Here is a 24,499-nt window from a genome sequence, read left to right as displayed (position 1 = left end):
GGCGCTTGTTCTGCATATTGATTCAAAAATGGCTTGCATCAACCTTTATTAGGGATAGAATCGGGATGAAATTTTGAAAACTTATTCAATTGGGCTGTATGGGTATTGAATTAATAAGCATCGAGAAGTCCTGGCACAAGGTGCCGGTTCTGCAACAGGTCAGCTTTCGGACGTCTCCCGGTGAAACCTTGGTGTTGCTGGGCCCGAGCGGTGCTGGCAAGAGTTCCCTGCTACGGATGATGAACCTGCTGGATACCCCAGATGCGGGTGTTCTGCGGATTGGTGAAAGTGAATTTTCTTTCCCGAACTCCCTCTCTGCTGCCGAATTCAACCGCCAGTCCCAACTGCTGCGTCGCAAGGTGGGCATGGTGTTCCAGCAGTACAATCTCTGGCCACATCTCACTGTGATGGAGAATCTGATTGAAGCGCCGGTCAAGGTGCTCGGCATCAGCAAGGAGGCCGCCATCGAGAAGGGGGCCTACCTGCTGGCCCAGCTGCAACTGGCCGACAAGCGCGATGCCTGGCCGGCACGTCTCTCCGGCGGTCAGCAGCAGCGGGTGGCCATTGCCCGTACCCTGATGATGGACCCGGAAGTGTTGCTGTTTGACGAGCCGACTGCTGCCCTCGATCCCGAGATCACCAAGGAGGTGGCTGAGATCATCCGCAACCTGAGCCAGACCGGCATTACCCAGGTGGTGGTGACCCACGAGGTCGACTTTGCCCGCAAGGTGGCCAGCCAGGTGATTTATCTGGAGAAGGGGCGGATCATCGAATCCGGCACCGCCGCCATTTTCCAATCCCCGCAAACCAGCCGGTTTGCCGAATTCTTGATGCATTGATATTGAATCGATAAGGAAGCTGTCATGAAAAAGAGTCTGTTGTTGGTTGCTGCCATGGGCCTGTTGAGTACCTCCGTCATGGCCAAAGAGATCAAGTTCGCCACCGAGGCCACCTACGCACCGTTCGAATACCTGGATGACAAGAACGAGTTTCAGGGTTTTGACATCGATCTGGCGCGCGCCATCTGCGAGCAGGCCAAGCTGGAGTGCAGCTTCCATAACCAGGCCTTTGACAGCCTGATCCCCAGCCTGAAATTCCGTCGCTATGATGCAGCCATCGCCGCCATGGACGTGACCCCGGAGCGCTCCGCTCAGGTCGATTTCTCTGACATCTATTACGAGAACTCGGCAGTATTCGTCGCCAAGAAAGGGGCCTTCAAGGGGCCGGAAGAGATGGTCGACAAGACAGTCGGTGTGCAGAACGGTACCTCTCACCAGTCCTATCTGGTGGATAACTGGGTGAGCAAGGGCCTGCTGACCGTGCCGTACGCCAGCTACCAGAGCGCCTTCCTCGACATGATGAATGGCCGTACCGACGGTGTCTTTGCCGATACCGCCGTTGCTGCCGACTGGCTGAAGCAGCACAAGGAGTATGCGGTGGTGGGTGCGCCGGTGACCGATGCCAAGTACTTCGGTACCGGCTTTGGCATTGCGGTCGCCAAGGGCAATCAGGAGCTGCTGACCCAGCTGAACAAGGGGCTGGCCGAGATCAAGGCCAACGGCACCTATCAGAAAATCTTCGACAAATACTTCGCGCAGTAAGCCATGTTGAGCCTGTTGTTGGATGCAGCCTGGATGACCCTCGGGCTGGCCTTGGCATCACTGGTCGGGGGCATGGTATTGGCACTGGCGTTCAGCGCCGCCGAGCTCAGCAAGCAGCGTGCATTGGTGTGGCCGGTGGCCACCCTGACCACGCTGATCCGTGGCCTGCCCGAGTTGCTGGTGGTGCTGTTCATCTACTTCGGCTCGACCCAGGTGCTGTTCCTCATCACCGGTGAGTATGTGGAGTTCAGTCCGTTCGCCTGTGGCGTGCTGGCACTCTCCCTGCTGTTCGCCAGCTATGCGACCCAGACCCTGCGGGCGGCGCTCAATGCGGTGCCTTCAGGTCAACGGCTGGCGGCGCTGGCGCTGGGGTTGAGCAAGAGCCACATCTTCTTTCGCATCGTGTTGCCGCAGGCGTGGCGTCACGCCCTGCCGGGCCTCGGCAACCAGTGGTTGGTATTGCTGAAAGATACCGCGCTGGTGTCGCTTATCGGGGTGAACGAGATGATGCGTCAGGCGCAGATGGCCTCGGCCAGTACCTATGAGCCCTTCACCTGGTATGCTGCCGCCGCCCTCATCTATCTGGCCATCAGTCTGGTGAGTGAATATGGCCTTGGGCTGGCTGCCCGCTACACCCGCCGCTACGGAGGCTAACTGATGCAAGAGTATCTCGTTACGTTGCTGGGCGGTCTGGTTACCACGCTGGAGCTGACCCTGTTCAGCCTGCTGCTGGGGATTGTGTTGGCAGCCCTGATGACCTGGGTGTTGGAGCTGCGCCTGCCGGTGGCGACCCAGCTGGTGCAGCTGTGGGTGCTGCTCTTTACCGGTACGCCGCTGCTTATCCAGATCTTCCTGATTTACTACGGGCCGGGCCAGTTCGAGTGGCTTAAAGCCAGCCCGCTCTGGCCGCTGCTCAAGCAGCCCTGGTTCTGCGCCGTGCTGGCGCTGGGTCTCAACACGGCGGCCTACTCCACCCGGTTGTTCAAGGGGGCGCTCGATGCCATCCCGGCCGGTGAAGTAGAGGCGTGTCGTGCACTTGGTTTTAACGGCCGCCAGACTTTGTGGATGAAGGTGCGCCACGCCGCCCGTCATCTGGTGCCTGCCTACTCCAACGAGGTGATCCTGGTGCTCAAGGGGAGCTCCCTCGCCAGTACCATCACCATCATGGACATCATGGGGCTGGCGCAGGGGTTGAACGCCCAGACCTACGATACCCTGGCGGTGTTCGGGGTGGCTGGTGGGCTTTATCTGGCGATGAACGGATTGTTAACAATTGGTTTTCGCTGGTGTGAAAAACGGGCGCTGGCATTCCAATCCTGAGACCCTCAGATCTACCTCTTTATGGTAAGGAGAAGTGCAGAAAAACTGTGCTTCTCCTCCAACTTTTTGTATTTCCCTCCAATTTTTGCTCCCGCATGTTTCGTGGCTCACAGAACCCGTGACTGCAACTGTTATCAGATTGTTTTTTATGGGGGGATCCATTAAGGTTGGGCGCACAACAACAAACAACCTTAAACCTACGCTTAAACATGGAGTTGATCATGAAAGTTGCCGTTCTGGGTGCCGCTGGTGGCATCGGTCAAGCCCTCGCTCTGCTGTTGAAAAACCGTCTGCCGGCTGGCTCCGAGCTGAGCCTGTATGACATCGCCCCGGTTACTCCGGGTGTGGCCGTTGACCTCAGTCATATTCCTACCGACGTCGCCATCAAGGGCTTCTGCGGTGAAGATCCGACTCCTGCGCTGGTTGGGGCCGATGTGGTGCTGATCTCCGCCGGTGTGGCACGCAAGCCGGGGATGGATCGCTCCGACCTGTTCAACATCAACGCCGGTATCGTCAAGAATCTGGTCGAGAAGTGCGCGGCCACTTGCCCGAAAGCACTGATCGGCATCATCACCAACCCGGTCAACACCACTGTGGCCATCGCCGCCGAAGTGCTGAAGAAAGCCGGTGTCTATGACAAGCGTCGTCTGTTCGGTGTCACCACCCTGGACGTGATCCGCGCCGAGACCTTCGTGGCTGCCGCCAAAGGGCTGAACATCGACAAGGTACGCGTCAACGTGATCGGTGGTCACAGTGGCGTGACCATTCTGCCGCTGCTCTCCCAGATTGAAGGCGCCTCCTTCACCGCTGAAGAAGTGGCAGCCATGACCAAGCGCATCCAGAATGCCGGTACCGAAGTGGTGGAAGCTAAAGCCGGTGGCGGTTCTGCGACCCTTTCCATGGGTCAGGCGGCTTGCCGTTTCGGTCTCTCCCTCATCAAGGGTCTGCAGGGCGAAGCCAACGTTGTTGAGTGCGCCTACGTGGAAGGCAACGGCGAGCACGCCACCTTCTTCGCGCAGCCGGTACTGCTGGGCAAGAATGGCGTCGAGACCGTACTGGATTACGGCAAGCTGAGCGTGTTCGAGCAGGAAGCGATGGAAGGCATGCTGGCTACCCTGAAAGCCGATATCCAGCTGGGCGTCGATTTCGTCAAGTAAGCGGGTCAACCGTGCCAACAAGGGAGCTTCGGCTCCCTTTTGTATTGATGAGATCCGCCCGGCAGGCTAAGGGGATGGGGCTTGGTGCCGATAACAGAGTGCAGCAGGAGATCCTTATGATGAAACCCCTTACCCTTCTCGTTCTTGTCGGTGCATTCACCGCGCCCCTCTATGGTGCCGAGGCGGTATCGGCTGCCGTATCGAGCGATGCGCCTGCAGCAAGTGCATCGGCACCGACAGCAAGCAGTGCTGCGGTGTCAACGGCCCCTGTCTCTGCTGCTACGCCAGCGCCCTCTGAGGCAGTCCCCGTCTTGCTCCCGGCCGAGCCGGTCACACCCGTTGCCAGCAGTGGCGAGGGGGCCGCGCCGCTGCCAAAACCGGCTGAGCCTGCCGCTGTGGTTGCGCCTCCCGCACCTCTGGCCGTTGGCGAGTTGCAGGCGGTGCCGCTCTATCGTCAGGACGAGCTGCTCAACTGGATTGAGCAGGGGCGCCACCTCACTCAGGTGAAGCAGGATCGTTGTCAGCTGACTCAGGATATCGAAGCGCGCGCCTCGGTGATGAAGATCCCGGCCTATCAATTCCTCTGGGGGGATATGCTGGCGTGGGGTATCTGTACCAAACCCAATGCCGAGATCGGGGTGCAATATATGTGGGAGGCGGCCAATCAGGGGTTGGCGCCGGCGCTGGAGCAGTTGGGTCGCTACTACTGGAAAGGAACTTTGGTGCAGAAGGATTTGGTGCGAGCCGAGACCCTGATGCGCGAGGCAGCCAGCCTCGGTTTTCTGCGGGCTCGCATCGAGTGGGTCGAGATGCTGTTGCAGGGGATGGGCAGTCCGCTCGATTATGAGGACGCCTATCGCTGGCTCCATGGCTCCGTCATCGGTGACAAGGCGCTGCACCAGAAGGCGGCGAGTCTGCTCAACCGTCTTGGCAACCGGATGCCGGCCAACGTGGTGGCCCGCGCCAAGGCGATGCACTGATCCAAAAAAATGACCCACAGGTCTGCACCTGTGGGTCCGGTTCCAGCCGCCGTGCCATGACAGGCCGGAACCTCCCTCTGTTATATGGCTGCCTGCGCCTTAGAGATCTTGGTGGGGGCCAAAAACTTCGTAATGGAGCTGCCCCGTTGGTACCCCAACAGCCAGCAGCTGCCGCTTGATCTCTTGCATGAAGCCGACGGGGCCACAGAAGTAGTAGTGGGCCTCTGGCGTGATGCGCTCCTTCACGGCAGTCAGATCCATGGTGCCAGCCAGGTCGTAATCTTCACCCTGTACATCGCTGGCCTCCGGCTCCCGATACCAGACCCGGCTCAGCAAGTTGGGGTGCTGGCGGGATTTTTGCTGAATATTCTCCCGGAAGGCGTGTACATAGCCCTGTTCGCAGGAGTGCAGCCAAGTGATCTCGGCCTGATGAGCACTCTCCAGCAACTGGTTGAGCATGCTCATCATCGGCGTCACGCCGACACCGGCGGAGAGCAGTACCACCGGGGTCTGGCTGTCGGCTTTCAGGTAGAAATCGCCGGTAGGGGGCATCACCTCGATCTTGTCACCCGCCTGCAGGTGATCGTGCAGCAGGTTGGAGACCTGGCCCTGCGGCTCACGCTTGACGCTGATGCGGTAATCCTGCCCATTGGGGGCATCGGAGAGGGAGTACTGGCGGATCTCCTGATATTCCAGCTCGGGGTGAACCAGCTTGATGCTGAGGTATTGGCCCGGTTTGAAGGTCAGTACCGGCTTGCCATCTTCCGGCGCCAGCAGGAAGGAGGTGATGAGGTCGCTCTCGGCCCGCTTCTCCTTGATGATGAAGGTGCGGGTACCTTGCCAGCCGCCATCCTGATTGGCCTTCTCCTGATAGATCTCTCGCTCGCGGCCGATGAAGATGTCTGCCAGCACGCCATACGCCTTGCCCCATGCCTCCAGCACCTCGTCGGTGACCGCACTTCCGCCCAATTCTTTGAGCGTGGCCAAGAGATGACTACCTACAATGTGATATTGTTCCGGCTGGATCAGGAATCCGGTATGTTTGTGCGCAATCCGCTCGACCGCACCGGCGAGTGCCCCCAGATTGTCAATATTCTTGGCATACGCGGCGACTGCATTGAACAGGGCCAGCGGCTGGCCGCCACTGCGTTGATGGGCCAGGTTGAAGATATCTTTCAGCTCCGGGTTATGGCTGAACATCCGCTGGTAGAAGTGCTGGGTGAGGGCAGGGCCTGCCGATTCGAGCAGCGGAATAGTGCTTTTGATGACGGCAACGGTGGTTTGATCTAGCATAGGGGCCTCGTTCTAATTGAACATATAAAATGTCATTTAATAAGTGGCATCCTAGATGTTTATTTGATTTGAATCAATACTCCACTTTTCGCATCGCGCTAATCAGGTTTTATGAGACTAACCAGTTATACAGATTTTGGATTGAGAGCCCTGCTCTATCTTGCCACCCTGCCGGAAGGGGAGTTGTCGAGCGTTGCCAAGGTATCGGCCCTGTATGGTGTTTCCCGCAACCACATGGTGAAGGTGGTCAATCAGCTGGTGAAGCTGGGCTATCTGCAATCCCAGCGTGGCAAGAATGGCGGTATTCGCATGGCTTGCGATCCCGCCACCATCAATATCGGGCAGGTGATCAGGGCGCTGGAAGGCAATCTGGACGGCATTGACTGCGGCTCGCCCGCTTGCCACATCGTCTCGGTCTGTCTGCTCAAGAGTGCGCTGAAAGAGGCGATGGATGCGTTTCTGGCGGTGATGGACAGCTATACGCTGCAAGACCTGCTGGCCAACCGTGACGAGCTACAGAGGGTGTTTGGCGAGTTGATCCCGACGCTGGTGCTGGAGCCGGATGATGAAGATGAACAGTGACGATGAGCAATAGAAAAGGGCTGCCACTGGCAGCCCTTTTTCAATCTTGCGGATCCGACTCCGCCCGGTACGATGCCGGCATGATCCGCGCCATCTTCACCATGTTGTTCTCCACATCGAGGATCTCGATAGGATAACCAGCCAGCCGGATCCCGATGTTGGGCTGGGGTATCTCCTCCAGATATTCGAGGATCAGACCGTTGAGGGTACGCGGGCCGTCGATGGGCAGGTGCCAGTTCATCTCCTTGTTCAGCTCACGAATATTGGCTGAGCCTTCGACCAGATAAGAACCATCTGACTGGGGATGGATCTCGTCGCTCGGTGCAGGCGTCATGGAGGTGGTAAAGTCGCCCACGATCTCTTCCAGAATGTCGTCCAGAGTGATTAGCCCCTGAATGTCGCCGTATTCGTCGACGATCAGGCCAATTCGCTCCTTGTTGCGCTGGAATTTGGCCAGCTGCACGTTGAGCGGCGTTCCTTCCGGAATGAAATAGATCTCGTCCACTTCCCGCAACAGGCTCGATTTGTTGAACTGATCCCTGGCTACCAGCCGCAGGGCATCGCGCGCGTGCAAAAATCCGACAACGTCGTCGATATTGTCGCGATAGAGCAGGATCTTGGTGTGAGCGCAGTGGGCCAGCTGACGCTGGATGCTCTTCCAGTCATCGTTGATGTCGATGGCGTAGATATCGCTGCGCGGCACCATGATGTCCTCGACCAGCATCTTGTCGAGATCCAGAATGCTCAGCAGCATCTCCTGATGACGCTGGGGGATCAGGTTACCCGCCTCATTGACGATGGTGCGCAGCTCCTCGGTGTTGAGGGAGTCATCCTTGTTGGGATTGATCTTCAGCATCTTGAGCAGGCCGCTGGTGATGCCGTTGATCAGCCAGACCAGCGGCGAGAGCGGCACCATCAGCCCCTTGAGGATCCAGGAGGCGGGATAGGCGATCTTCTCCGGAAACATGGCGGCCAGGGTCTTTGGCGTCACTTCACCGAATACCAGCACCACCAGAGTCAGGCCGAAGGTGGCGATGGCGACCCCGAGATCACCAAACAGCCGGATACAGACGATGGTGGCGATGGCAGAGGCGAGGATATTGACCAGATTGTTGCCGATCAGGATCAGCCCCAGCAGGCGATCGGGGCGGGCGAGCAGTTGCTCGACGCGACGTGCGGCTTTGTGTTTGGTCTGTGCCAGATGCCGCAGTTTGTAGCGGTTGATGGACATCAGGCCGGTTTCGGAACTGGAGAAAAAGGCGGAAAGAAGGATCAAGATAACGAGAACAATCAGTAATGTACTCGTTGAGATGCTGTCCAAAAAGGGCTCCTGTTGGATGGTATGGCTAAAAGAGTATAGGTTTCAGCTCAACAGCACTTCTTTGACGAAGCGGCTGCCAAAGTAGGCAAGAGTCAGGATGAAGCTGCCAATCAGACTGAGCGTGATGACTTTGCGGCCGCGCCAACCATAGGTGTGATGACCCCACAGCAGCAACACGTAAACACACCATGCCAGGATGGAGAGCACGGCCTTGTGAGACTTGCCCTGGGCGAACATATCTTCGAGGAAGAAGAGGCCGGAGGCGATGGAGAGTGTCAGTAGCAACACTCCTGCAGAGATCAACTGAAACAGCCGTTTTTCCACTGTCATCAGTGGCGGCATGGCTGGCAGGTTGCTGATTTTTCTCGATTTAAGCTGCTTGTCCAGACAGGCGAGCTGCAGCGCAAACAGACAGGCGATCATCAATACCGAGTAGGCCATCAGGGCGAGGCCGATGTGCAGCAACAGCTGGGGATGGGCCTCCAGATGGGTGATATAGCGACCCGGGATCAAGGCGCTGGCAGCCAGCAACAGGGCCGAGAAGCTGTAGACCACCGGCAGCAGGATCCAGCCGTTGAGGCGGCGGGTCACGCAGGTCATGAAGCAACTGATGATGAGGCTGACCAGTGAGGCAACGTTGAGCATGCTCAGGTTCTGGCCGTAACTCTGCAATACCTCTGAACCGAGGGCGCTGGCGTGGGCGATCAGAGCCAATCCGATACAGGCAAACAGGGAGCGCTGTCCCACCGGCTTGGCGCTCAGTAACAGATGCAGGGAGGCGATGATGGCCAGCAGATAAAACGCCAGGGCCAGAACAGAGATTACGATCATAACCAGGTCGTTGTTGCACAAGCTTTTGAGGGTAAGAGGGGCAGTATACCTTGCACGAGAAGTGCTCGCCAGTTGTGCAACGGCCGATCTGCCCATATATAGGGAGAAGCTCCCTGCTGCTGCGGTGCGGTGAATAATCGTCCTCGCGCCCGCTCTGGGTTATAATGCCCCCAATTTATTACGCCAAGAACCGGAATCCGTCATGTTTGAGAATTTGACTGAACGACTCTCGCGCACCTTGCGCAATGTCAGTGGCCGTGGTCGCCTGACCGAAGACAATATCAAGGAAACCCTGCGCGAAGTCCGCATGGCGCTGCTCGAGGCGGATGTCGCCCTGCCGGTCGTGCGTGATTTCGTCGCGCGTGTCAAAGAGCGCGCAGTCGGGCAGGAAGTGGCCAAATCCCTGAGCCCGGGCCAGGCATTCATCAAGATTGTGCACGGTGAACTGGTCACCGTAATGGGTGAGGCCAACGAACAGCTCAACCTGGCTGCCCAGCCGCCCGCCATCATCCTGATGGCCGGTCTGCAGGGGGCCGGTAAGACCACCACAGTTGGCAAACTGGCCAAGCTGCTCAAAGAGCGCAGCAAGAAGAAGGTGCTGGTAGTCAGTGCCGACGTCTATCGTCCGGCGGCGATCAAACAGCTGGAAACCCTGGCCAATGACATCGGTGTCGACTTCTTCCCGAGCGATGCCAGCCAGAAGCCGGTCGATATCGCCACCGCCGCCATCGATCAGGCGCGCAAGAAATTCTATGACGTGGTGATCGTCGATACTGCCGGTCGTCTGCACGTTGATAGCGAGATGATGGCCGAGATCCAGGATCTGCATGCCACCATCAAGCCGGTCGAGACCCTGTTCGTGGTCGATGCCATGACCGGTCAGGATGCCGCCAACACCGCCAAGGCGTTCAACGAAGCGCTGCCGCTTACCGGTGTCATCCTCACCAAGGCGGATGGCGACGCCCGTGGTGGTGCTGCACTGTCGGTGCGTCACATCACCGGCAAGCCGGTCAAGTTTATCGGTATGGGTGAAAAGACCGATGCGCTGGAGCCGTTCCACCCGGATCGTCTCGCCTCCCGCATCCTCGGTATGGGCGATGTGCTCTCTCTTATCGAAGAGGTCGAGCGCAACGTCGATAAAGAGAAAGCGGCCAAGCTGGCCAGCAAGGTCAAGAGTGGTAAAGGCTTCGATCTCGAGGACTTCCGCGAGCAGTTGGCCCAGATGCGCAACATGGGCGGCATGATGGGGATGCTCGACAAGCTGCCCGGCATGTCCGGGCTGCCGGATAACGTGAAAGATCAGATGGATGACAAGCTCACCGTGCGGATGGAGGCCATCATCAGCTCCATGACGCCGAAAGAGCGCGCTCATCCTGATCTCATCAAGGGTTCCCGCAAACGCCGTATCGCCGCAGGCTCCGGCATGCAGGTGCAGGACGTGAACAAGCTGCTCAAGCAGTTCACCGAGATGCAGCGCATGATGAAGAAAATGTCCGGCAAGGGCGGCATGCGCAAGATGATGAGCCAGATGAAGAACATGATGCCCCCCGGTTTCGGTGGCGGTCGCGGCCCGTTCTGATCCGGCCTGCGTGTTGATGGGGGTCTGCAGTTGCAGGCCCCTTTTCATTGCCGCTCTGCGCAAAAAATGGCTGGCTTGGTTGCAATTATTACGAATCCAAGTAGAATTACGCGGCTTATTTTAAGCTAGGGTCCGCGTGTTTGCGGGCCTTGTTCATTAGATGTTAATGAGGACGATATGGTAACCATTCGTTTACAACGTGGTGGCGCGAAAAAGCGTCCGTTCTACCAGGTAGTAGTTTCTGACAGCCGTTGCGCCCGTGACGGTCGCTTCATCGAGCGCGTTGGTTTCTTCAACCCGGTTGCTGCTGGTCAAGCTGAAAAGCTGAACCTGGACCTGGCTCGTATCGAGCATTGGGTTGCTACTGGTGCCGCTGTTTCTGACCGCGTTGCCAAGCTGATCAAAGACGCTAAAAAAGCTGCTTAATCAGCCCAACGGTAAGGAGTTAAGGTGGAAAAACCTGTAGTTCTGGGCACCCTGGGTACCGTTTATGGCATCAAGGGCTGGCTTAAAGTGAACTCCTTCACCGATGTTGCCGAAGCGATTTTCGATTACAACCCCTGGCTGATTAATCAGAACGGGGCGTGGCGTGAAATTCGGGTTTCATCCTGGAAACGTCACAACAAGGGTCTGATTTGCAAACTCGATGGTATCGATGTGCGCGAAGATGCCCTGGCATTGACCAATGTCGAGATTGGCGTACCCGCCGATCTGTTGCCTGCGTTGCCTGAAGGTGAGTTCTATTGGCGTGACCTGATTGGTTGCTCCGTGGTGACCACCAAGGGATACGACCTGGGCAAGGTGACCGAATTGATGGAAACCGGCTCCAACGATGTGTTGGTGGTTGAGGCCAATGTAAAAGATGCCTTTGGTGCAAAGGAGCGGTTGATTCCGTTCCTGGAAGAGCAGGTGATCAAGAATATTGATCTGACTGCTCGAACAATCGAAGTTGATTGGGATCCTGGTTTCTAGTTTCCCGCGCTAACACGGGTGCCGGAGGTTTCTTATGTGGATTGGGGTCATTAGCCTCTTCCCTGAAATGTTCCGAGCCATTACCGAGCACGGGGTAACGGGTCGGGCCGTCAAGAGTGGCCTGCTGCAGATTGAGTGCTGGAACCCCCGGGAGTTTACCCACGATAAACACCGTACGGTCGATGATCGTCCTTATGGTGGTGGGCCCGGCATGTTAATGATGGTTCAGCCGCTGCGTGACGCGATTCATGCAGCCAAGCAAGCGGCGGGAGACGGGGCGAAAGTCATCTATCTCTCTCCTCAGGGACGCAAGCTGACTCAAGCGGGCGTAACCGAGTTGGCGACGAATCAGAAACTGATTCTGGTAGCCGGTCGATACGAAGGTATCGATGAACGCGTGATACAAACCGAAGTCGACGAAGAGTGGTCTATCGGGGATTACGTGTTAAGTGGTGGCGAGTTGCCTGCCATGACCCTGATCGATGCGGTTTCGCGTCTGGTCCCCGGGGTTTTGGGCGATCAGGCCAGTGCCGAGCAAGACTCCTTTACGGATGGCTTGCTGGATCATCCCCACTATACTCGGCCGGAGGTGTTGGATGGATTGGCGGTGCCCGAGGCGCTGACAAGCGGCAATCACGAAGTGATTCGACGCTGGCGTCTCAAGCAGTCGCTCGGACGAACCTGGCAAAGAAGGCCGGAACTTATTAACAACCTAGCTCTGACTGACGAGCAAGAATCACTTCTTGCCGAGTATGTCCGCGAAGTGCGTGACAGCGTTAAGTAGAGTTTTCAGTTTATCCTAGGTAAGGAAAGACAATGAGCAAGATTATTCAGCAGCTTGAACAAGAGCAACTGCGTACCGACATCCCGGCTTTTGCCCAGGGCGACACTGTACGTGTTCAAGTTCGTGTTAAAGAAGGTGGTAAAGAGCGTCTGCAGGCTTTCGAAGGCATCGTTATTGCCAAGCGTAACCGCGGTCTGCACTCTGCTTTCACCGTTCGCAAGATCTCCAACGGCGAAGGTGTTGAGCGTGTATTCCAGACTCACTCTCCGCTGATCCACAGTGTAGAACTGAAGCGTCGTGGTGATGTTCGCCGCGCCAAACTGTACTACCTGCGCAACCTGTCCGGCAAAGCTGCTCGTATCAAAGAGAAGCTCAACTAATTCGATTCGAATTGGTGTCGGTATGTCGGCGAAACGCTCGACAGGTAGTGAAAAGGCTCGCCAATGGCGAGCCTTTTTTGTATCCGTCTATTGGCTATCTGGGGGCCGTTACTGGATGACCCGAACTACCGAGTTGTCGCGTCCGAAGGGGCCTGGCACATAGTCGTCGGCTGCCCAGTCATTCTCGTAGAGGGTTTCCCCTGCCGGTGTGATGAGCTGGTAGCAATATTCGAAGTACCCCGGGCCGTCGGTCGGCAGATTGAGGGTGGCTTTGAACTCGCCGCTCTTCATTCGTTTCAGCTCGACCGGTTGCCACTGGGTGAACTCGCCGATCAGCATCACCTGTTCCGCCCCTGCAGCCGCCTCTTTCTCTACGGCAAAGGTCACCTTGACCTCGGGCTTGGACTTCAAAAACTGTTTGATCAGTGGCATGACGCCTCCTTGTCTGTGAGTTAAAAATGGCTCCTGTCTATTTTTATATCACCATATGACAAAGATGTTGATAAGGCAGATCAAGTCGGCAAGGCAAAATAGCGTTGCAGTAGACTGTGGGTGAAGTCGATCTTGAGATAGAAGCCGCGCGGCAGGGTCATGATGGGTTGACCATCGCGGCCGATGGCGCGAGTCAGCGCCTTGTTGTTGGCCGCCTTGGGCCGCAGTTGCATCACCTGGCCGTGGCGTGCGCTGATCTGCTCCACTTCTCCCAGCACTATCATGTCCATCAGCTCCTCCCAGTCCTGACGCAGTAGCCGATCTTCCTCTTCATTCGGGCTCCACATCAGCGGCATGCCGACTCGCCGTTCGCCAACCGGGATCTCGCGACTGCCTTCCACCGGGATCCAGAGCACCCGGGATAGCTTGTTGCGCACGTTGGACTCCTCCCAGCGCTGGCCGTTGACACCGATCAGCGGGGCGACGCAGACGAAGGTGGTCTCCAGCGGTTTGCCTTGAGGATCCACGGGGATCGTCTTGAGTTCGATCCCCAGCTCCGGGAAGTCCTGTTCCGGCTTGCTCCCTGCGCTGGCCCCGAGTTGCAGCTCGATCAACTGACCGACCCACCCCTTGTCACGGCGCAGGTCTTTGGGCACCGCGACGCCAGCCTCGGCGGCCAGCTGCGCCAGCGTGAAGCCAGCCATGGCATAGGCGCGGCTCAATAACTCCTGCTCGGATTGGGGATTGCTTGGCATGTTTGGCTCCATCTTGCTCGCCATATTCTAACAGGGGAGGATCCCGAGAAGGATCGCTGTTTTTATAACCGATCCTGAGTGGATAAGATCAAATGCAGAGAATTTGGGGGCTATCAGCTCATCATTATGATTTTAAAGGGTTTTATCTGTTTTATCGAGCAGTAATCCAGGTCTGGTTTGACCTCGAAATAGTTGTCCAAGGGTTTGTGCATGATGTTACACACAGTTATCCACAGAAATCTTGGATAAGTGGATGAAAGTGGTTGGAGTCGCTGATATGTTACAAAAAATTGTGAATGCCACCCCATTTTTACAGGGTAAACGGGGTAGATATTGTGCCACTCCTGTGGATAATTTCGCCGCGGTGGATCTTTGAGCAGTTGAACTTGTTCACAATCCGGATCATGGATCTGACTCTTGGGGTAACATGGATCTAGATCCAGTTATTTTATCCCAAGCTTATAAAAAATAATGATTTTTTATATTTTATGTCGCGTGATGAGACGGAGAGGCACTTTTCGCGTACAGTTAAAAAGTACTGTATATACCCGTTTGCTAACAGCTTTATGCACAGACTGGGTGGGCAACTTGGGGGCGCGGATCCTTGGATTTGTTTATAAGTATGTTTGAAATCGAAAGTTATTCATGAAACAGGGGATTCACTCCTTGTTTGCTGCCACGGAGTGAATGTGGAACAATCTCCTTATAGATTCAGCCTTTATAAGGTGATCACGTGATTGATGGCGACGGATTTCGTCCCAATGTCGGTATCGTGATCTGTAACCGTGAAGGACAAGTGTTGTGGGCTAAACGCTATGGGCAGCACTCCTGGCAGTTTCCGCAGGGGGGGGTTGATGATGGTGAAACGCCAGAGCAGGCCATGTATCGAGAGCTGTATGAGGAGATTGGCCTCAAGCCCGAAGATGTGACCATCATGGCCACCAGTCGTAACTGGCTAAAGTACCGTTTACCCAAACGTCTTGTCCGCTGGGACAGTTCACCGGTCTGTATTGGCCAAAAACAAAAATGGTTCCTGTTACAGCTGAATTCGGGCAAGGAGTCGCGGATCCAGTTTGGCTGTCATGGCCATCCCGAATTTGACGACTGGCGTTGGGTCAGCTTCTGGTATCCGGTGCGTCAGGTCGTTTCGTTCAAGCGGGAGGTTTACCGCCGGGTCATGAAAGAGTTTGCCCCGCTGGCGATGCCAGTGCCGGCAGTGCAGGTCAACAAGAAGGATGGGCGGCGCAACCGCGCCCGTTAAGGAGCACAGATTAGTTGTTAACGGAACTGAGACGTATCGTCGAGAGCATGGCCGAGGCCAATACCCTCGAGCAGGCCTTGCAAGCATTGGTGAGCCAGACCCGGCACGCCATGGCAGTGGACTGCTGCTCCGTCTATGTCTCGGAACCCGAGGTGCGCCGCTATCGCCTGGCGGCTACCGACGGCTTGGCCCCGTCCGCAGTCGGCAAGGTGACCCTGCCCTACGAGCAGGGCATCGTCGGTCTGGTGGGTCAGCGAGAAGAACTGATCAACCTGGCTGATGCCCCCACGCATCCCAGTTTCAAATTCCTGCCCGATGTTGCCGAAGAGGCGTTCCGCTCCTTCCTCGGCGCTCCCATCATGCATCAGCGTCAGGTGGTCGGCATTCTGGTGGTGCAGCAGAAGGAGAGCCGCCGCTTCGATGAGGGGGAAGAGTCCTTCATGGTCACCCTGGCGGCCCAGCTGGCGGCGCGGATCGCTCAGGCGCAAGCCAAGGGGTGGTTGCAGAAGACCGACTGGAGCAAGCCGCTGCGCGGTATTGCCGGTGCCAGCGGCATCGCCATGGCCAAGGCCTGGGTGTGGCGGCCCCGCAAGGCGCTCTCGTCCATTACCCCGCGCAAGGATGAAGACCATGCCAGCCAGCTGGCGCGGCTGGAGCTGGCGGTTGAGGAGGTGCGCCACGATCTGGAGAGTCTGGCGCTGCGTTTTCGCGAGAGCTACAGCCAGGATTCGGTGGCGATTTTCGATATCTACCTCCATCTGCTGAACGATCCAGGCTATATCAAGCCTATTCGCAACAAGGTGAGCAAGGAGCATTGGACTGCGGTATCTGCGGTCAAGCTGATCAGCGATCGCTTGATCGAGCAGTTCAAGGGGATGAAGGATCCCTACCTGCAGGAGCGTTCCACCGACGTGAAGGATATTGCCCAGCGGCTGATCAGCCGACTGGTGCAGAATGAACCTGAACATATCTCCATCGGTGAGCCGGTGGTGCTGGTTGCCGACGAGGTGACCGCCACCATTCTGGCGGAAGTGCCCCGCGAGTATCTGACCGGGGTGGTCTCGCTCAAGGGGGGAACCAACTCCCACGCGGCCATTCTGGCCCGCGCCATGGGGGTCGCCGCCATCATGGGGGTCGATCTGCCCCTTGGTGACATCGGTGGTCGCATGCTGGTCGTCGATGGCTACAGCGGCGATCTCTTCATCGAGCCCAATCAGGTGATCCTGACCGAGTATCGTCAGCTGCTGAGCGAAGAGCGGGCGCTCGATACCCTGGTGCGCAGCGTCGACAACCTGCCATCCGAGACGGCCGACGGCACCAAGGTCTCCCTGTTGCTCAACGCCGGTCTCAGCGCCGATACCGAGATCTCCCTCAACCAGCTGGCGGACGGGGTGGGCCTCTATCGCACCGAGATCCCCTTTATGCTGCAGGAGAGCTTCCCCTCGGAGTGGGAGCAGACTGCCCGCTATCGCGGCATTCTGGAGACCTACCGCAACCGGCCGGTCTGCATGCGGACGCTGGATGTGGGCGGCGACAAGCCGTTACCCTATTTCCCCATCGTCGAGGAAAATCCCTTCCTTGGCTGGCGGGGGATCCGGATCACCCTGGATCACCCCGAACTGTTTCTGGTGCAGCTCAAGGCGATGCTGCGGGCCAGTGAAGGGCTGGACAATCTGGCCATCATGCTGCCGATGATCAGCAGCGTCAGCGAAATCAAAGCCTCCCGTCGTCTGCTGGATCAGGCGTGGCGGGAAGTGTCGGAAGAGGCGGCGAGCCGCGATGCGGTGATCCGCTACCCCAGCCTCGGGGTGATGATCGAGGTGCCCTCAGCCCTCTTTATCTTGCCGGAGATGGCGCCGCTCATCGATTTCTGGTCGGTGGGCAGCAATGACCTTACCCAGTACCTGCTGGCGGTAGATCGCAACAATTCCCGGGTTGCCAACATCTATGATGCCTTCCATCCTGCGGTGATCCGCGCCCTGCAACAGCTGGTTGATGCTTCCCACCGTTACCAGAAGCCGGTGTCGGTGTGTGGCGAGCTGGCCGGTGATCCGGTCGGTGTATTGCTGCTGCTGGCCATGGGCTATCGCCGCTTCAGTATGAACACCCACAACATCGCCCGGATCAAGTACGTGCTGCGTCAATCCACCCTGAGCGAGTTGACCGAACTGATGGCTGATGGCCTCAAACATGACAACCCCCATGTACTGCGCGGCCTGTTTGCCCGCTATCTGGAGGAGCATGGTTTGGGCGGTTTGCTGCGAGCTGGTCATAAATCGAAACAGAGTGATTGATAATCATGCCTTGTCCCTGCTGACGAATGATCGGAAAATGCGGCTTTTATTTTGACTGGGGCCGCATATGCAGCACGATGGATATTGGGTTTTCTCGCAGATTGATCCCGTAGCATTCAGTTTGGGACCACTATCGGTACGCTGGTATGGTCTCATGTACCTGTTCGGTTTCGCGTTTGCCATGTGGCTTGCCGGCCGTCGCGCCGATGCACCGAACAGCGGCTGGACCCGCAACGAGGTATCGGATCTGCTGTTCTACGGTTTCCTCGGGGTGATCCTCGGTGGCCGTGTCGGTTACGTGCTGTTCTACAACTTCGATCTCTTCCTCGCGGATCCCACCTATCTGTTCAAGATCTGGACCGGCGGTATGTCGTTCCACGGTGGGTTGATCGGGGTGATCACCGCGATGATCTGGTTTGCCCACAAGACCAAGCGCCACTTCTTCACCGTGGCCGACTTTGTGGCACCGCTCATTCCGTTCGGTCTCGGCGTTGGCCGGATCGGCAACTTCCTCAACGGCGAGCTGTGGGGCCGGGTCACCGATGTGCCCTGGGCCATCATCTTCCCGGAGGCCGGCCCCGAGCCGCGTCATCCCTCCCAGCTCTACCAGTTCGCACTGGAAGGGGTGGTGCTGTTCATCATCCTCAACCTGTTCTGGCGCAAGAATCCGCCGCGCGGTGCCATCTCCGGCATGTTCCTGCTGTTCTACGGCCTGTTCCGCTTCCTGGTGGAGTTTGTGCGCCAACCGGACAGCCAGCTCGGTCTCTACTTTCAGGAGATCAGCATGGGCCAGATCCTCTCCACCCCGATGATTATCGCCGGAGCCCTGATGATCTGGGCCGCCTACAAGCGTCCGCAGTTGTTCGGTAATGCCGTGAAGGAGGCCAAATAATGCGAGCTTATCTCGACCTGATGCAGAAAATCCTCGATGAGGGGACCGTCAAGTCAGACCGTACCGGCACCGGTACTGTCTCCCTGTTCGGCCATCAGATGCGCTTCAATCTGGCGGAAGGTTTCCCGCTGGTCACCACCAAGAAGTGCCACCTGCGCTCCATCATTCACGAGCTGCTCTGGTTCCTCAATGGCGATACCAATACCGCCTATCTGAAGGAAAACGGCGTCAGCATCTGGGATGAGTGGGCCGACGAGAATGGCGATCTGGGGCCGGTTTACGGCGCTCAGTGGCGCTCCTGGCCTGCGGCCGACGGGTCTGTCATCGACCAGATCCAGAAGGCGGTGGATGACATCAAGCACAACCCTGATTCGCGCCGCATCATCGTATCTGCCTGGAACGTGGGCGAGCTGGACAAGATGGCGCTGGCTCCCTGCCACGCCTTCTTCCAGTTCTATGTGGCGGACGGCAAGCTCTCCTGCCAGCTCTACCAGCGCAGTTGTGATGTGTTCCTCGGCTTGCCGTTCAACATCGCCAGCTACGCCCTGCTGACCCACATGATGGCCCAGCAGTGCAATCTGGAAGTGGGTGACTTCGTCTGGACTGGCGGTGATGTGCACCTCTACTCCAACCACATGGAGCAGACAGCTCTGCAGCTCTCCCGCGAGCCGCGCCCGCTGCCGACCCTGGTGATCAAGCGCAAACCTGACTCCATCTTCGACTACAAGTTCGAGGATTTCGAGATCGAGGGTTATGACCCCCACCCCGGCATCAAGGCGCCCGTCGCCATCTGACAGAAAGGCGCCATGAGGCGCCTTTTTTTATATATAAAAACATTTAAAAATCTCATTATTGGCTAACTTAGTTGTGAATATGACGCAGGCAAAATCTGTTCTAGGTAGGCCAGTTCTATTTTGCTTTCGATTTTTCCGAGGTTTTTGGCTGCAAGAAACGATTTTCCATTGGTTGTTGCAGGCTATAGACTTAAATTCAAGTAATTTTGTGGAAAAATTAACCATGAGTGACGTAATCAAAAAGTTCCTGAAGCTGGAGGCCGCCTCCGGAATTATTCTGATCATGGCTGCCATGCTGGCAATGATTTTAGCCAATACCGCGCTGGCTGGCGGGTATCAGGCGTTTCTCGACACGCCGGTGCAGGTGCGCATCGCGGCCCTCGACATCAACAAGCCACTGCTGCTCTGGATCAACGATGGCTTTATGGCGATCTTCTTCCTGCTGGTTGGTCTGGAAGTGAAGCGTGAAATGCTGGAGGGGGCGCTCTCCTCTCGGGTGCAAGCGACTTTTCCGGCTATTGCGGCGGTGGGCGGCATGCTGGCTCCGGCATTGATCTATGCCTTTTTCAACTACTCGGACGAAGTGGCGCGCGCTGGCTGGGCGATCCCGGCTGCGACCGACATTGCCTTTGCCCTCGGGGTGATGGCGCTGCTCGGCAAGCGGGTGCCGGTGAGCCTCAAGGTATTCCTGTTGGCGCTGGCCATCATGGATGACCTGGGCGTCATCATCATCATCGCGCTCTTCTATACCCAGCAGTTGTCGCTGGAGGCGCTGGCCATCGGTATTCTGGCAACCCTCACTCTGCTTTGGATGAATCGCCGTGGTGAGGACAGGATCAGCCTCTACATGCTGGTCGGTCTGGTGCTCTGGGTTGCGGTGCTGAAGTCTGGCGTCCATGCGACCTTGGCGGGCGTGGTAGTGGGCTTTATGGTTCCGCTTAACGGCAAGCGTTACGCCTCGCCGCTCAAGTATCTGGAGCATAAGCTGCACCCCTGGAGTGCCTATCTGATCCTGCCGCTGTTTGCCTTTGCCAACGCCGGGGTATCGCTGGAGGGGATTGGTCTCTCCTCCCTGCTGAGTCCGGTGCCTATGGGGATCATGCTGGGGCTGTTTATCGGCAAGCCGCTCGGGGTGTTCACCATCAGCTGGCTGTCGGTCAAGCTGGGCATCGCCCAGTTGCCGCCCGGGGTCAACTTCAAGCAGATTTTTGCGGTCAGCATCCTCTGTGGCATCGGGTTCACCATGTCGATGTTTATCGCGTCGCTCGCCTTCGAGCACGGTGGGCTGGATTACGGCAGCTACTCTCGCCTCGGGATCCTGGTGGGCTCCACCATGGCGGCGGTAGTCGGCTATCTGGCCTTGCGCATGGCCCTTCCCAAGGGTGAAGGGGAACAGAGTACGGAGGGACTATGAAGCTGCATACAGGGTTGTTGATGCTGTTGTTGAGCCCCGCGGCATGGGCTGGCGGGCTGGAGGATTGCAAGCAGGACGCCGCTTCGGCGAACTGTTCTGCCTATCTGAACGGAGTGGTAGACAGTGCCCTGCTGCTGGGGGACAAGCAGGCCAAGGCGCGCTTTGGCGAAACCTTCTCCGAGCGGGCGCTAAGCAGCCGGGCTGGCGAGATGGTCAAGCGCTCCAACAAGCGTTATTGCGCTGACCGGATGCCGGACAAGGCACGCCTCAAGGCCACTCTGATGGAGCAGTTTGGCGCGAACAAGGTTGACTCGGTCAGCGACATGTATGACATTCTGGCGGTTGAACTCAGCTGCTACCGGAGTCCGCGTCAAGCGGGAACCCCATCGGATGTCACACCTTAACTACAACCATCTCTACTATTTCTGGATGACTCAGAAGAAGGGCTCCGTTACCCAGGCAGCGGAAGCCCTTTTTTTGACCCCGCAAACCGTCACCGGTCAGATCAAGCTGCTGGAGCAGCGCCTCGGGGGCAAGCTACTCAAACGCAAGGGGCGCTCCCTTGAGGCGACCGAACTGGGCCAGCTGGTGTTTCGCTATGCCGACAAGATGTTCAGCCTCTCCTACGAGATGCTCGATATCGTCAACTACCGCAAGGAGAGCCAGATCCTGTTCGACGTCGGCATCGCCGATGCCCTCTCCAAGCGCCTTGCCAGCCGCGTGCTGCTCTCTGTCATCCCCAATGATGGTTCCATCCATCTGCGCTGTTTCGAATCGACCCACGAACTGCTGCTGGAGCAGCTGAGCGAGCACAAGCTCGATATGATCCTCTCCGACTGTCCGGTGGACTCCAGCCAGCATGCGGGGCTGCTCTCCAAACGGCTGGGCGGCTGTGGCGTCAGCTTCTTCTGCAAGGCGCCGCTGCCTGAAAAGCCCTTTCCCGCCTGTCTGGAGGAGCGCAAGCTGCTGATCCCCGGTCGCCGTACCGCCATGGGGCGTCAGCTGACCCAGTGGTTCGAGCAGCAGGGTGTCTCCCCCAGCATTCTTGGCGAGTTTGATGATGCCGCCTTGATGAAGGCGTTTGGCTTCTTCAATCAGGGCATCTTCATGGCGCCGACCATCTATCGGGAGGAGATCCTCGAGGGGGAGGGGGTGATGCTGATCGGGGAAACCCAGGATCTGATGGAGGAGTATTACGTCATCTTCGCCGAGCGGATGATCCAGCATCCGGCGGTGAAGCGGGTCTGCGAGAGCGATTTTACCTTTCTCTTTTCCGGCCAGGAGAACTTCTCCGCCATCCAGCCAGCCACCCTGTCGTTTTAAAACAGCCCGTCACCACGTATCATCGGCGATCAGTGGTAGAGGAGAGATGTGATGCAACTTGAAGAGATGGAAGCCAATGCGAGTAAAGCGGTGGCCTTGCTCAAGGCGCTAGCCAACGAACGGCGACTGTTTATTCTGTGCCAGTTGCTGGAGCGAGAACTGTCAGTGGGGGAGCTCAACGAGCGATTGAGATTGAGTCAGTCGGCCTTGTCACAGCATCTGGCGCTGCTGCGGCGGGATGAGCTGGTGACGACGCGCAAAGAGGCCCAGACGGTCTACTATTCGCTGCGCAGCCATGAAGTGCGTGAAATGATCAGCTTGCTGCATCGACTTTATTGCAGCGCAGATAAATAAAAAACCGGCACTAAGGCCGGTTTTTTCAGCTTTGATCAGCAGAAGCTGATTAAGCCATAGCTTTGATCTGGGCAGACAGGCGGCTCTTGTGACGAGCAGCTTTGTTCTTGTGGATCAGGCCTTTGGTCGCCATACGATCCATGATCGGCTGAGCAACAGCGAAAGCGGCAGTCGCAGCAGCTTTGTCGCCAGAGGCGATAGCAGCAATGACTTTCTTCAGGTAGGTACGGGTCATGGAACGACGGCTGGCGTTGTGCTGACGGCGTTTTTCTGACTGAAGAGCGCGCTTCTTAGCAGATTTGATGTTAGCCAAGGTAAAACTCCTAAAACTGTCTTAGCGAGTGTATTGAAAAGGCCCGAAAATATGCCCTTCCAACCACATATTGTCAAATGATTTGTGCAAATAAACACCGCCTCCCGGTGGTGTGTCAGTAGGGAGACGGTTAAACTGTCGGCCGATTCTAGCAGCATTCTTTTCATTCTGACAGTTCCAGAGGCCTCGTCTTGAGTAAGAAATTGATCAAATCCGGCATGATAGTGTCCGGAATGACGCTGGCATCCCGAGTAATGGGCTTGGTTCGCGATGTGGTCATCGCAAATCTGCTCGGTGCCGGGGTGGCCGCCGACGTCTTCTTTTTTGCCAATCGCATTCCCAACTTTCTGCGTCGTCTGTTCGCCGAAGGTGCCTTCAACCAGGCCTTTGTTCCCGTGATGACGGAGTACAAGAAAAATGGCGACGAGGGGGAGGTGCGTGAATTGCTGGCGGCGGTGGCGGGCACGCTGGGGGGGATAGTGACTGTGGTCACCCTGCTTGGTGTGCTCGGTTCGGGTGTGCTGACCGCGCTGTTTGGCTGGGGCTGGTTCTGGGACTGGCTGCATGGCGGCCCTGCGGCCGAGAAGTTCGAGCTCGCCAGTCTGATGCTCAAAATCACCTTCCCCTACCTCTGGTTCATCACCTTTACCGCCATGGCGGGGGCCATTCTCAACACCTTCGGCCGCTTTGCGGTCTCGTCGTTTACGCCGGTGTTTCTCAACATCACCATGATTGCGGCGGCCTGGTGGATTGCGCCACTGATGGACAAACCGGAGATCTCGCTGGCGATTGGTGTCTTTTTGGGCGGTTTGGTGCAGTTTTTGTTCCAGTACCCCTTTTTGCGCCAAATCAACATGCTGGTATGGCCCAAATGGGGATGGAATCACCCTGGGGTGGTGAAGATCCGCACACTGATGATCCCTGCCCTGTTCGGGGTCTCGGTCAGCCAGATCAACCTGCTGGTCAACACCATGCTGGCTTCTTTCCTCGCGACCGGTGCCATCAGTTACCTCTACTACTCTGATCGCCTGCTGGAGTTCCCCCTCGGGCTGTTTGCAGTGGCCATCAGTACCGTGATCCTGCCTGCGCTGGCGAAGAAGCATGTGGATGCCGATCCGGCCGACTTCTCCCGCACCATGGATTGGGGGGTGCGGATGGTGATGCTGCTCGGCATGCCCGCGATGATAGGCATTGCGGTCATGCGTGAGCCCATTTTGCGAGTGCTGTTCATGCGCGGCGAATTTGGCCTGCATGAAGTGAGCATGTCGAGCGCCAGCTTGCTGGCCTCCACTACCGGTCTGCTCTCCCTGATGCTGATCAAGGTACTGGCACCCGGTTACTACGCCCGTCAGGACACCAAGACGCCGGTGCGGATCGGGGTGATGTCGATGATTGCCAACATGGTCTGCAACCTCATCTTCATCTACCCGCTCGGTTACGTGGGGCTGGCGCTCTCGACCGCCTGCTCGGGTACCCTGAATGCGGCCTTGCTGTTCAAGGGGTTGTACCAGCAGAGCGTCTATCGTCCCTCTCGCCATACCGGCGTGTTCTGCCTCAAGCTGCTGGTCGCCAGCGTGCTGATGGGGGGCGTGCTCGCCTATCTGTCGCCAGACTTGGCCCAGTGGGGGGCATGGAACATGGGTAAGGCCAGTTTGCAGCTGACCATGCTGCTGTCGCTGGGGGCTGCGGTCTATGCCGTGGTGTTGCTACTGCTGGGCATTCGGCCGCGTCACCTTAAATCGGGGCAGCAGTAGTCGTGATCCTGCGGTGCCATGGGGATAGTGCCTCATGGCGCCGCAGATGGGCGGGCTTGGGCCCGGATAGTTGAAATCAGGCTATGAGGGCTGACCCTGCCTGCTGCCTGATA

Annotated in this window: 27 protein-coding genes; 21 read left to right on the top strand and 6 right to left on the bottom strand. The window is 57.4% G+C overall.

Translation table 11 applies throughout. The features are described 5' to 3' along the window. Nucleotides 1–98 precede the first annotated feature (98 nt). The 6 genes from I6L49_RS12975 (at nucleotide 99) to I6L49_RS12950 (ending at nucleotide 5,058) form a co-directional block, all read left to right on the top strand. Complete coding sequence (locus tag I6L49_RS12975; RefSeq protein WP_216949690.1) at nucleotides 99–839, top strand: ATP-binding cassette domain-containing protein; 741 nt, start codon at nucleotides 99–101, stop codon at nucleotides 837–839. A 24-nt stretch (nucleotides 840–863) separates the two neighbouring features. After that, nucleotides 864–1,601 carry a transporter substrate-binding domain-containing protein gene (locus tag I6L49_RS12970; RefSeq protein WP_019445594.1) on the top strand — a complete coding sequence of 246 codons (738 nt, stop codon included), beginning with the start codon at nucleotides 864–866 and terminating at the stop codon, nucleotides 1,599–1,601. Nucleotides 1,602–1,604: 3 nt separating this feature from the next. Then, complete coding sequence (gene artQ / locus I6L49_RS12965) at nucleotides 1,605–2,255, top strand: arginine ABC transporter permease ArtQ (RefSeq protein WP_043826111.1); 651 nt, start codon at nucleotides 1,605–1,607, stop codon at nucleotides 2,253–2,255. 3 nt (nucleotides 2,256–2,258) lie between these two features. Continuing rightward, nucleotides 2,259–2,921, top strand: a complete 663-nt coding sequence (gene artM, locus I6L49_RS12960; RefSeq protein ID WP_005348902.1) for an arginine ABC transporter permease ArtM — start codon at nucleotides 2,259–2,261, stop codon at nucleotides 2,919–2,921. 221 nt (nucleotides 2,922–3,142) lie between these two features. Beyond that, nucleotides 3,143–4,078, top strand: a complete 936-nt coding sequence (gene mdh / locus I6L49_RS12955) for a malate dehydrogenase (protein WP_108541556.1) — start codon at nucleotides 3,143–3,145, stop codon at nucleotides 4,076–4,078. 395 nt (nucleotides 4,079–4,473) lie between these two features. After that, nucleotides 4,474–5,058, top strand: coding sequence for a tetratricopeptide repeat protein (locus tag I6L49_RS12950; protein ID WP_216951651.1), 585 nt, complete (start codon nucleotides 4,474–4,476; stop codon nucleotides 5,056–5,058). A 99-nt stretch (nucleotides 5,059–5,157) separates the two neighbouring features. On the opposite strand, the gene hmpA is transcribed toward I6L49_RS12950, so the two are convergent. Continuing rightward, nucleotides 5,158–6,351: an NO-inducible flavohemoprotein gene (gene hmpA, locus I6L49_RS12945; protein ID WP_216949689.1), complete on the bottom strand. Its 1,194-nt coding sequence runs from the start codon at nucleotides 6,349–6,351 to the stop codon at nucleotides 5,158–5,160. Nucleotides 6,352–6,462: 111 nt separating this feature from the next. Between hmpA and I6L49_RS12940 the strand changes: the two genes are divergently transcribed. Continuing rightward, complete coding sequence (locus tag I6L49_RS12940) at nucleotides 6,463–6,933, top strand: Rrf2 family transcriptional regulator (RefSeq protein WP_005340388.1); 471 nt, start codon at nucleotides 6,463–6,465, stop codon at nucleotides 6,931–6,933. A 40-nt stretch (nucleotides 6,934–6,973) separates the two neighbouring features. Here I6L49_RS12940 and I6L49_RS12935 read toward each other — a convergent pair whose 3' ends face one another. Both I6L49_RS12935 and ccsA read right to left on the bottom strand, forming a co-directional pair. Next, nucleotides 6,974–8,254, bottom strand: a complete 1,281-nt coding sequence (locus I6L49_RS12935; protein ID WP_216949688.1) for an HlyC/CorC family transporter — start codon at nucleotides 8,252–8,254, stop codon at nucleotides 6,974–6,976. Nucleotides 8,255–8,296: 42 nt separating this feature from the next. Beyond that, the gene (gene ccsA / locus I6L49_RS12930) at nucleotides 8,297–9,085 is read right to left on the bottom strand and encodes an inner membrane protein YpjD (RefSeq protein ID WP_216949687.1); all 789 of its coding nucleotides are present in this window, start codon (nucleotides 9,083–9,085) and stop codon (nucleotides 8,297–8,299) included. 202 nt (nucleotides 9,086–9,287) lie between these two features. On the opposite strand from ccsA, the gene ffh reads away from it, so the two are divergent. From ffh to rplS, 5 genes are all read left to right on the top strand, one after another. Continuing rightward, complete coding sequence (ffh, locus tag I6L49_RS12925; RefSeq protein ID WP_005357987.1) at nucleotides 9,288–10,664, top strand: signal recognition particle protein; 1,377 nt, start codon at nucleotides 9,288–9,290, stop codon at nucleotides 10,662–10,664. A 177-nt stretch (nucleotides 10,665–10,841) separates the two neighbouring features. Continuing rightward, complete coding sequence (gene rpsP / locus I6L49_RS12920; protein ID WP_005340392.1) at nucleotides 10,842–11,090, top strand: 30S ribosomal protein S16; 249 nt, start codon at nucleotides 10,842–10,844, stop codon at nucleotides 11,088–11,090. Between the two features lie 24 nt (nucleotides 11,091–11,114). Continuing rightward, complete coding sequence (gene rimM, locus I6L49_RS12915) at nucleotides 11,115–11,636, top strand: ribosome maturation factor RimM (RefSeq protein ID WP_005340394.1); 522 nt, start codon at nucleotides 11,115–11,117, stop codon at nucleotides 11,634–11,636. 34 nt (nucleotides 11,637–11,670) lie between these two features. Next, nucleotides 11,671–12,420, top strand: a complete 750-nt coding sequence (trmD, locus tag I6L49_RS12910) for a tRNA (guanosine(37)-N1)-methyltransferase TrmD (protein WP_005340400.1) — start codon at nucleotides 11,671–11,673, stop codon at nucleotides 12,418–12,420. A 32-nt stretch (nucleotides 12,421–12,452) separates the two neighbouring features. Beyond that, nucleotides 12,453–12,800 carry a 50S ribosomal protein L19 gene (gene rplS / locus I6L49_RS12905; RefSeq protein WP_005313505.1) on the top strand — a complete coding sequence of 116 codons (348 nt, stop codon included), beginning with the start codon at nucleotides 12,453–12,455 and terminating at the stop codon, nucleotides 12,798–12,800. A gap of 108 nt (nucleotides 12,801–12,908) precedes the next feature. Here the strand turns inward: rplS and I6L49_RS12900 are convergent, their stop codons facing one another. Both I6L49_RS12900 and mutH read right to left on the bottom strand, forming a co-directional pair. Then, nucleotides 12,909–13,232, bottom strand: coding sequence for an isoamylase early set domain-containing protein (locus I6L49_RS12900; RefSeq protein WP_005348910.1), 324 nt, complete (start codon nucleotides 13,230–13,232; stop codon nucleotides 12,909–12,911). Nucleotides 13,233–13,312: 80 nt separating this feature from the next. Next, entirely contained in the window at nucleotides 13,313–13,987 is a 675-nt protein-coding gene (gene mutH, locus I6L49_RS12895) for a DNA mismatch repair endonuclease MutH (RefSeq protein ID WP_216949686.1), read from the bottom strand. A 733-nt stretch (nucleotides 13,988–14,720) separates the two neighbouring features. Here mutH and rppH point away from each other — a divergent pair. The 8 genes from rppH (at nucleotide 14,721) to I6L49_RS12855 (ending at nucleotide 22,319) form a co-directional block, all read left to right on the top strand. Continuing rightward, nucleotides 14,721–15,248, top strand: coding sequence for an RNA pyrophosphohydrolase (rppH, locus tag I6L49_RS12890; RefSeq protein WP_005340421.1), 528 nt, complete (start codon nucleotides 14,721–14,723; stop codon nucleotides 15,246–15,248). Between the two features lie 14 nt (nucleotides 15,249–15,262). Continuing rightward, nucleotides 15,263–17,542, top strand: a complete 2,280-nt coding sequence (ptsP, locus tag I6L49_RS12885; RefSeq protein WP_179903131.1) for a phosphoenolpyruvate--protein phosphotransferase — start codon at nucleotides 15,263–15,265, stop codon at nucleotides 17,540–17,542. 67 nt (nucleotides 17,543–17,609) lie between these two features. Further along, nucleotides 17,610–18,434 carry a prolipoprotein diacylglyceryl transferase gene (gene lgt, locus I6L49_RS12880; protein WP_031227775.1) on the top strand — a complete coding sequence of 275 codons (825 nt, stop codon included), beginning with the start codon at nucleotides 17,610–17,612 and terminating at the stop codon, nucleotides 18,432–18,434. Beyond that, entirely contained in the window at nucleotides 18,434–19,228 is a 795-nt protein-coding gene (gene thyA, locus I6L49_RS12875; protein WP_005340427.1) for a thymidylate synthase, read from the top strand. The genes lgt and thyA overlap by 1 nt, the downstream gene beginning before the upstream one ends. Before the next feature lie 223 nt (nucleotides 19,229–19,451). Next, entirely contained in the window at nucleotides 19,452–20,642 is a 1,191-nt protein-coding gene (gene nhaA / locus I6L49_RS12870) for a Na+/H+ antiporter NhaA (protein ID WP_005358003.1), read from the top strand. Beyond that, nucleotides 20,639–21,046: a hypothetical protein gene (locus I6L49_RS12865; RefSeq protein WP_021230961.1), complete on the top strand. Its 408-nt coding sequence runs from the start codon at nucleotides 20,639–20,641 to the stop codon at nucleotides 21,044–21,046. The genes nhaA and I6L49_RS12865 overlap by 4 nt, the downstream gene beginning before the upstream one ends. Continuing rightward, nucleotides 21,033–21,965, top strand: a complete 933-nt coding sequence (gene nhaR / locus I6L49_RS12860) for a transcriptional activator NhaR (RefSeq protein WP_005340434.1) — start codon at nucleotides 21,033–21,035, stop codon at nucleotides 21,963–21,965. The genes I6L49_RS12865 and nhaR overlap by 14 nt, the downstream gene beginning before the upstream one ends. Nucleotides 21,966–22,016: 51 nt before the next feature. Then, nucleotides 22,017–22,319, top strand: a complete 303-nt coding sequence (locus tag I6L49_RS12855) for a metalloregulator ArsR/SmtB family transcription factor (protein WP_216949685.1) — start codon at nucleotides 22,017–22,019, stop codon at nucleotides 22,317–22,319. A gap of 49 nt (nucleotides 22,320–22,368) precedes the next feature. On the opposite strand, the gene rpsT is transcribed toward I6L49_RS12855, so the two are convergent. Then, on the bottom strand, nucleotides 22,369–22,632 hold the full coding sequence (gene rpsT / locus I6L49_RS12850; RefSeq protein ID WP_005308808.1) for a 30S ribosomal protein S20: 264 nt from the start codon (nucleotides 22,630–22,632) through the stop codon (nucleotides 22,369–22,371). 191 nt (nucleotides 22,633–22,823) lie between these two features. Between rpsT and murJ the strand changes: the two genes are divergently transcribed. Then, nucleotides 22,824–24,386 (top strand): murein biosynthesis integral membrane protein MurJ, encoded by a 1,563-nt coding sequence (murJ, locus tag I6L49_RS12845; protein WP_216949684.1) that lies wholly within the window; start codon nucleotides 22,824–22,826, stop codon nucleotides 24,384–24,386. Nucleotides 24,387–24,499: the final 113 nt, after the last annotated feature.

It is taken from the genome of Aeromonas sp. FDAARGOS 1419, assembly GCF_019047045.1.
GTDB lineage: Bacteria > Pseudomonadota > Gammaproteobacteria > Enterobacterales > Aeromonadaceae > Aeromonas > Aeromonas veronii.
Note: the sequence above shows the minus strand (reverse complement) of the source record. Positions and strands in the feature narration are given on the sequence as shown.

Bases quoted from the DNA above. Each gene is read 5' to 3' on its own strand.
- I6L49_RS12865 (WP_021230961.1), top strand. From the start codon at position 20,639: ATGAAGCTGCATACAGGGTTGTTGATGCTGTTGTTGAGCCCCGCGGCA.
- mdh (WP_108541556.1), top strand. From the start codon at position 3,143: ATGAAAGTTGCCGTTCTGGGTGCCGCTGGTGGCATCGGTCAAGCCCTC.
- thyA (WP_005340427.1), top strand. From the start codon at position 18,434: ATGCGAGCTTATCTCGACCTGATGCAGAAAATCCTCGATGAGGGGACC.
- I6L49_RS12975 (WP_216949690.1), top strand. From the start codon at position 99: ATGGGTATTGAATTAATAAGCATCGAGAAGTCCTGGCACAAGGTGCCG.
- nhaR (WP_005340434.1), top strand. From the start codon at position 21,033: ATGTCACACCTTAACTACAACCATCTCTACTATTTCTGGATGACTCAG.
- ccsA (WP_216949687.1), bottom strand. From the start codon at position 9,085: ATGATCGTAATCTCTGTTCTGGCCCTGGCGTTTTATCTGCTGGCCATC.
- nhaA (WP_005358003.1), top strand. From the start codon at position 19,452: ATGAGTGACGTAATCAAAAAGTTCCTGAAGCTGGAGGCCGCCTCCGGA.
- lgt (WP_031227775.1), top strand. From the start codon at position 17,610: ATGCAGCACGATGGATATTGGGTTTTCTCGCAGATTGATCCCGTAGCA.
- rpsP (WP_005340392.1), top strand. From the start codon at position 10,842: ATGGTAACCATTCGTTTACAACGTGGTGGCGCGAAAAAGCGTCCGTTC.
- mutH (WP_216949686.1), bottom strand. From the start codon at position 13,987: ATGCCAAGCAATCCCCAATCCGAGCAGGAGTTATTGAGCCGCGCCTAT.
- I6L49_RS12900 (WP_005348910.1), bottom strand. From the start codon at position 13,232: ATGCCACTGATCAAACAGTTTTTGAAGTCCAAGCCCGAGGTCAAGGTG.
- ffh (WP_005357987.1), top strand. From the start codon at position 9,288: ATGTTTGAGAATTTGACTGAACGACTCTCGCGCACCTTGCGCAATGTC.
- rplS (WP_005313505.1), top strand. From the start codon at position 12,453: ATGAGCAAGATTATTCAGCAGCTTGAACAAGAGCAACTGCGTACCGAC.
- I6L49_RS12855 (WP_216949685.1), top strand. From the start codon at position 22,017: ATGCAACTTGAAGAGATGGAAGCCAATGCGAGTAAAGCGGTGGCCTTG.
- I6L49_RS12970 (WP_019445594.1), top strand. From the start codon at position 864: ATGAAAAAGAGTCTGTTGTTGGTTGCTGCCATGGGCCTGTTGAGTACC.
- artM (WP_005348902.1), top strand. From the start codon at position 2,259: ATGCAAGAGTATCTCGTTACGTTGCTGGGCGGTCTGGTTACCACGCTG.
- hmpA (WP_216949689.1), bottom strand. From the start codon at position 6,351: ATGCTAGATCAAACCACCGTTGCCGTCATCAAAAGCACTATTCCGCTG.
- I6L49_RS12940 (WP_005340388.1), top strand. From the start codon at position 6,463: ATGAGACTAACCAGTTATACAGATTTTGGATTGAGAGCCCTGCTCTAT.
- artQ (WP_043826111.1), top strand. From the start codon at position 1,605: ATGTTGAGCCTGTTGTTGGATGCAGCCTGGATGACCCTCGGGCTGGCC.
- trmD (WP_005340400.1), top strand. From the start codon at position 11,671: ATGTGGATTGGGGTCATTAGCCTCTTCCCTGAAATGTTCCGAGCCATT.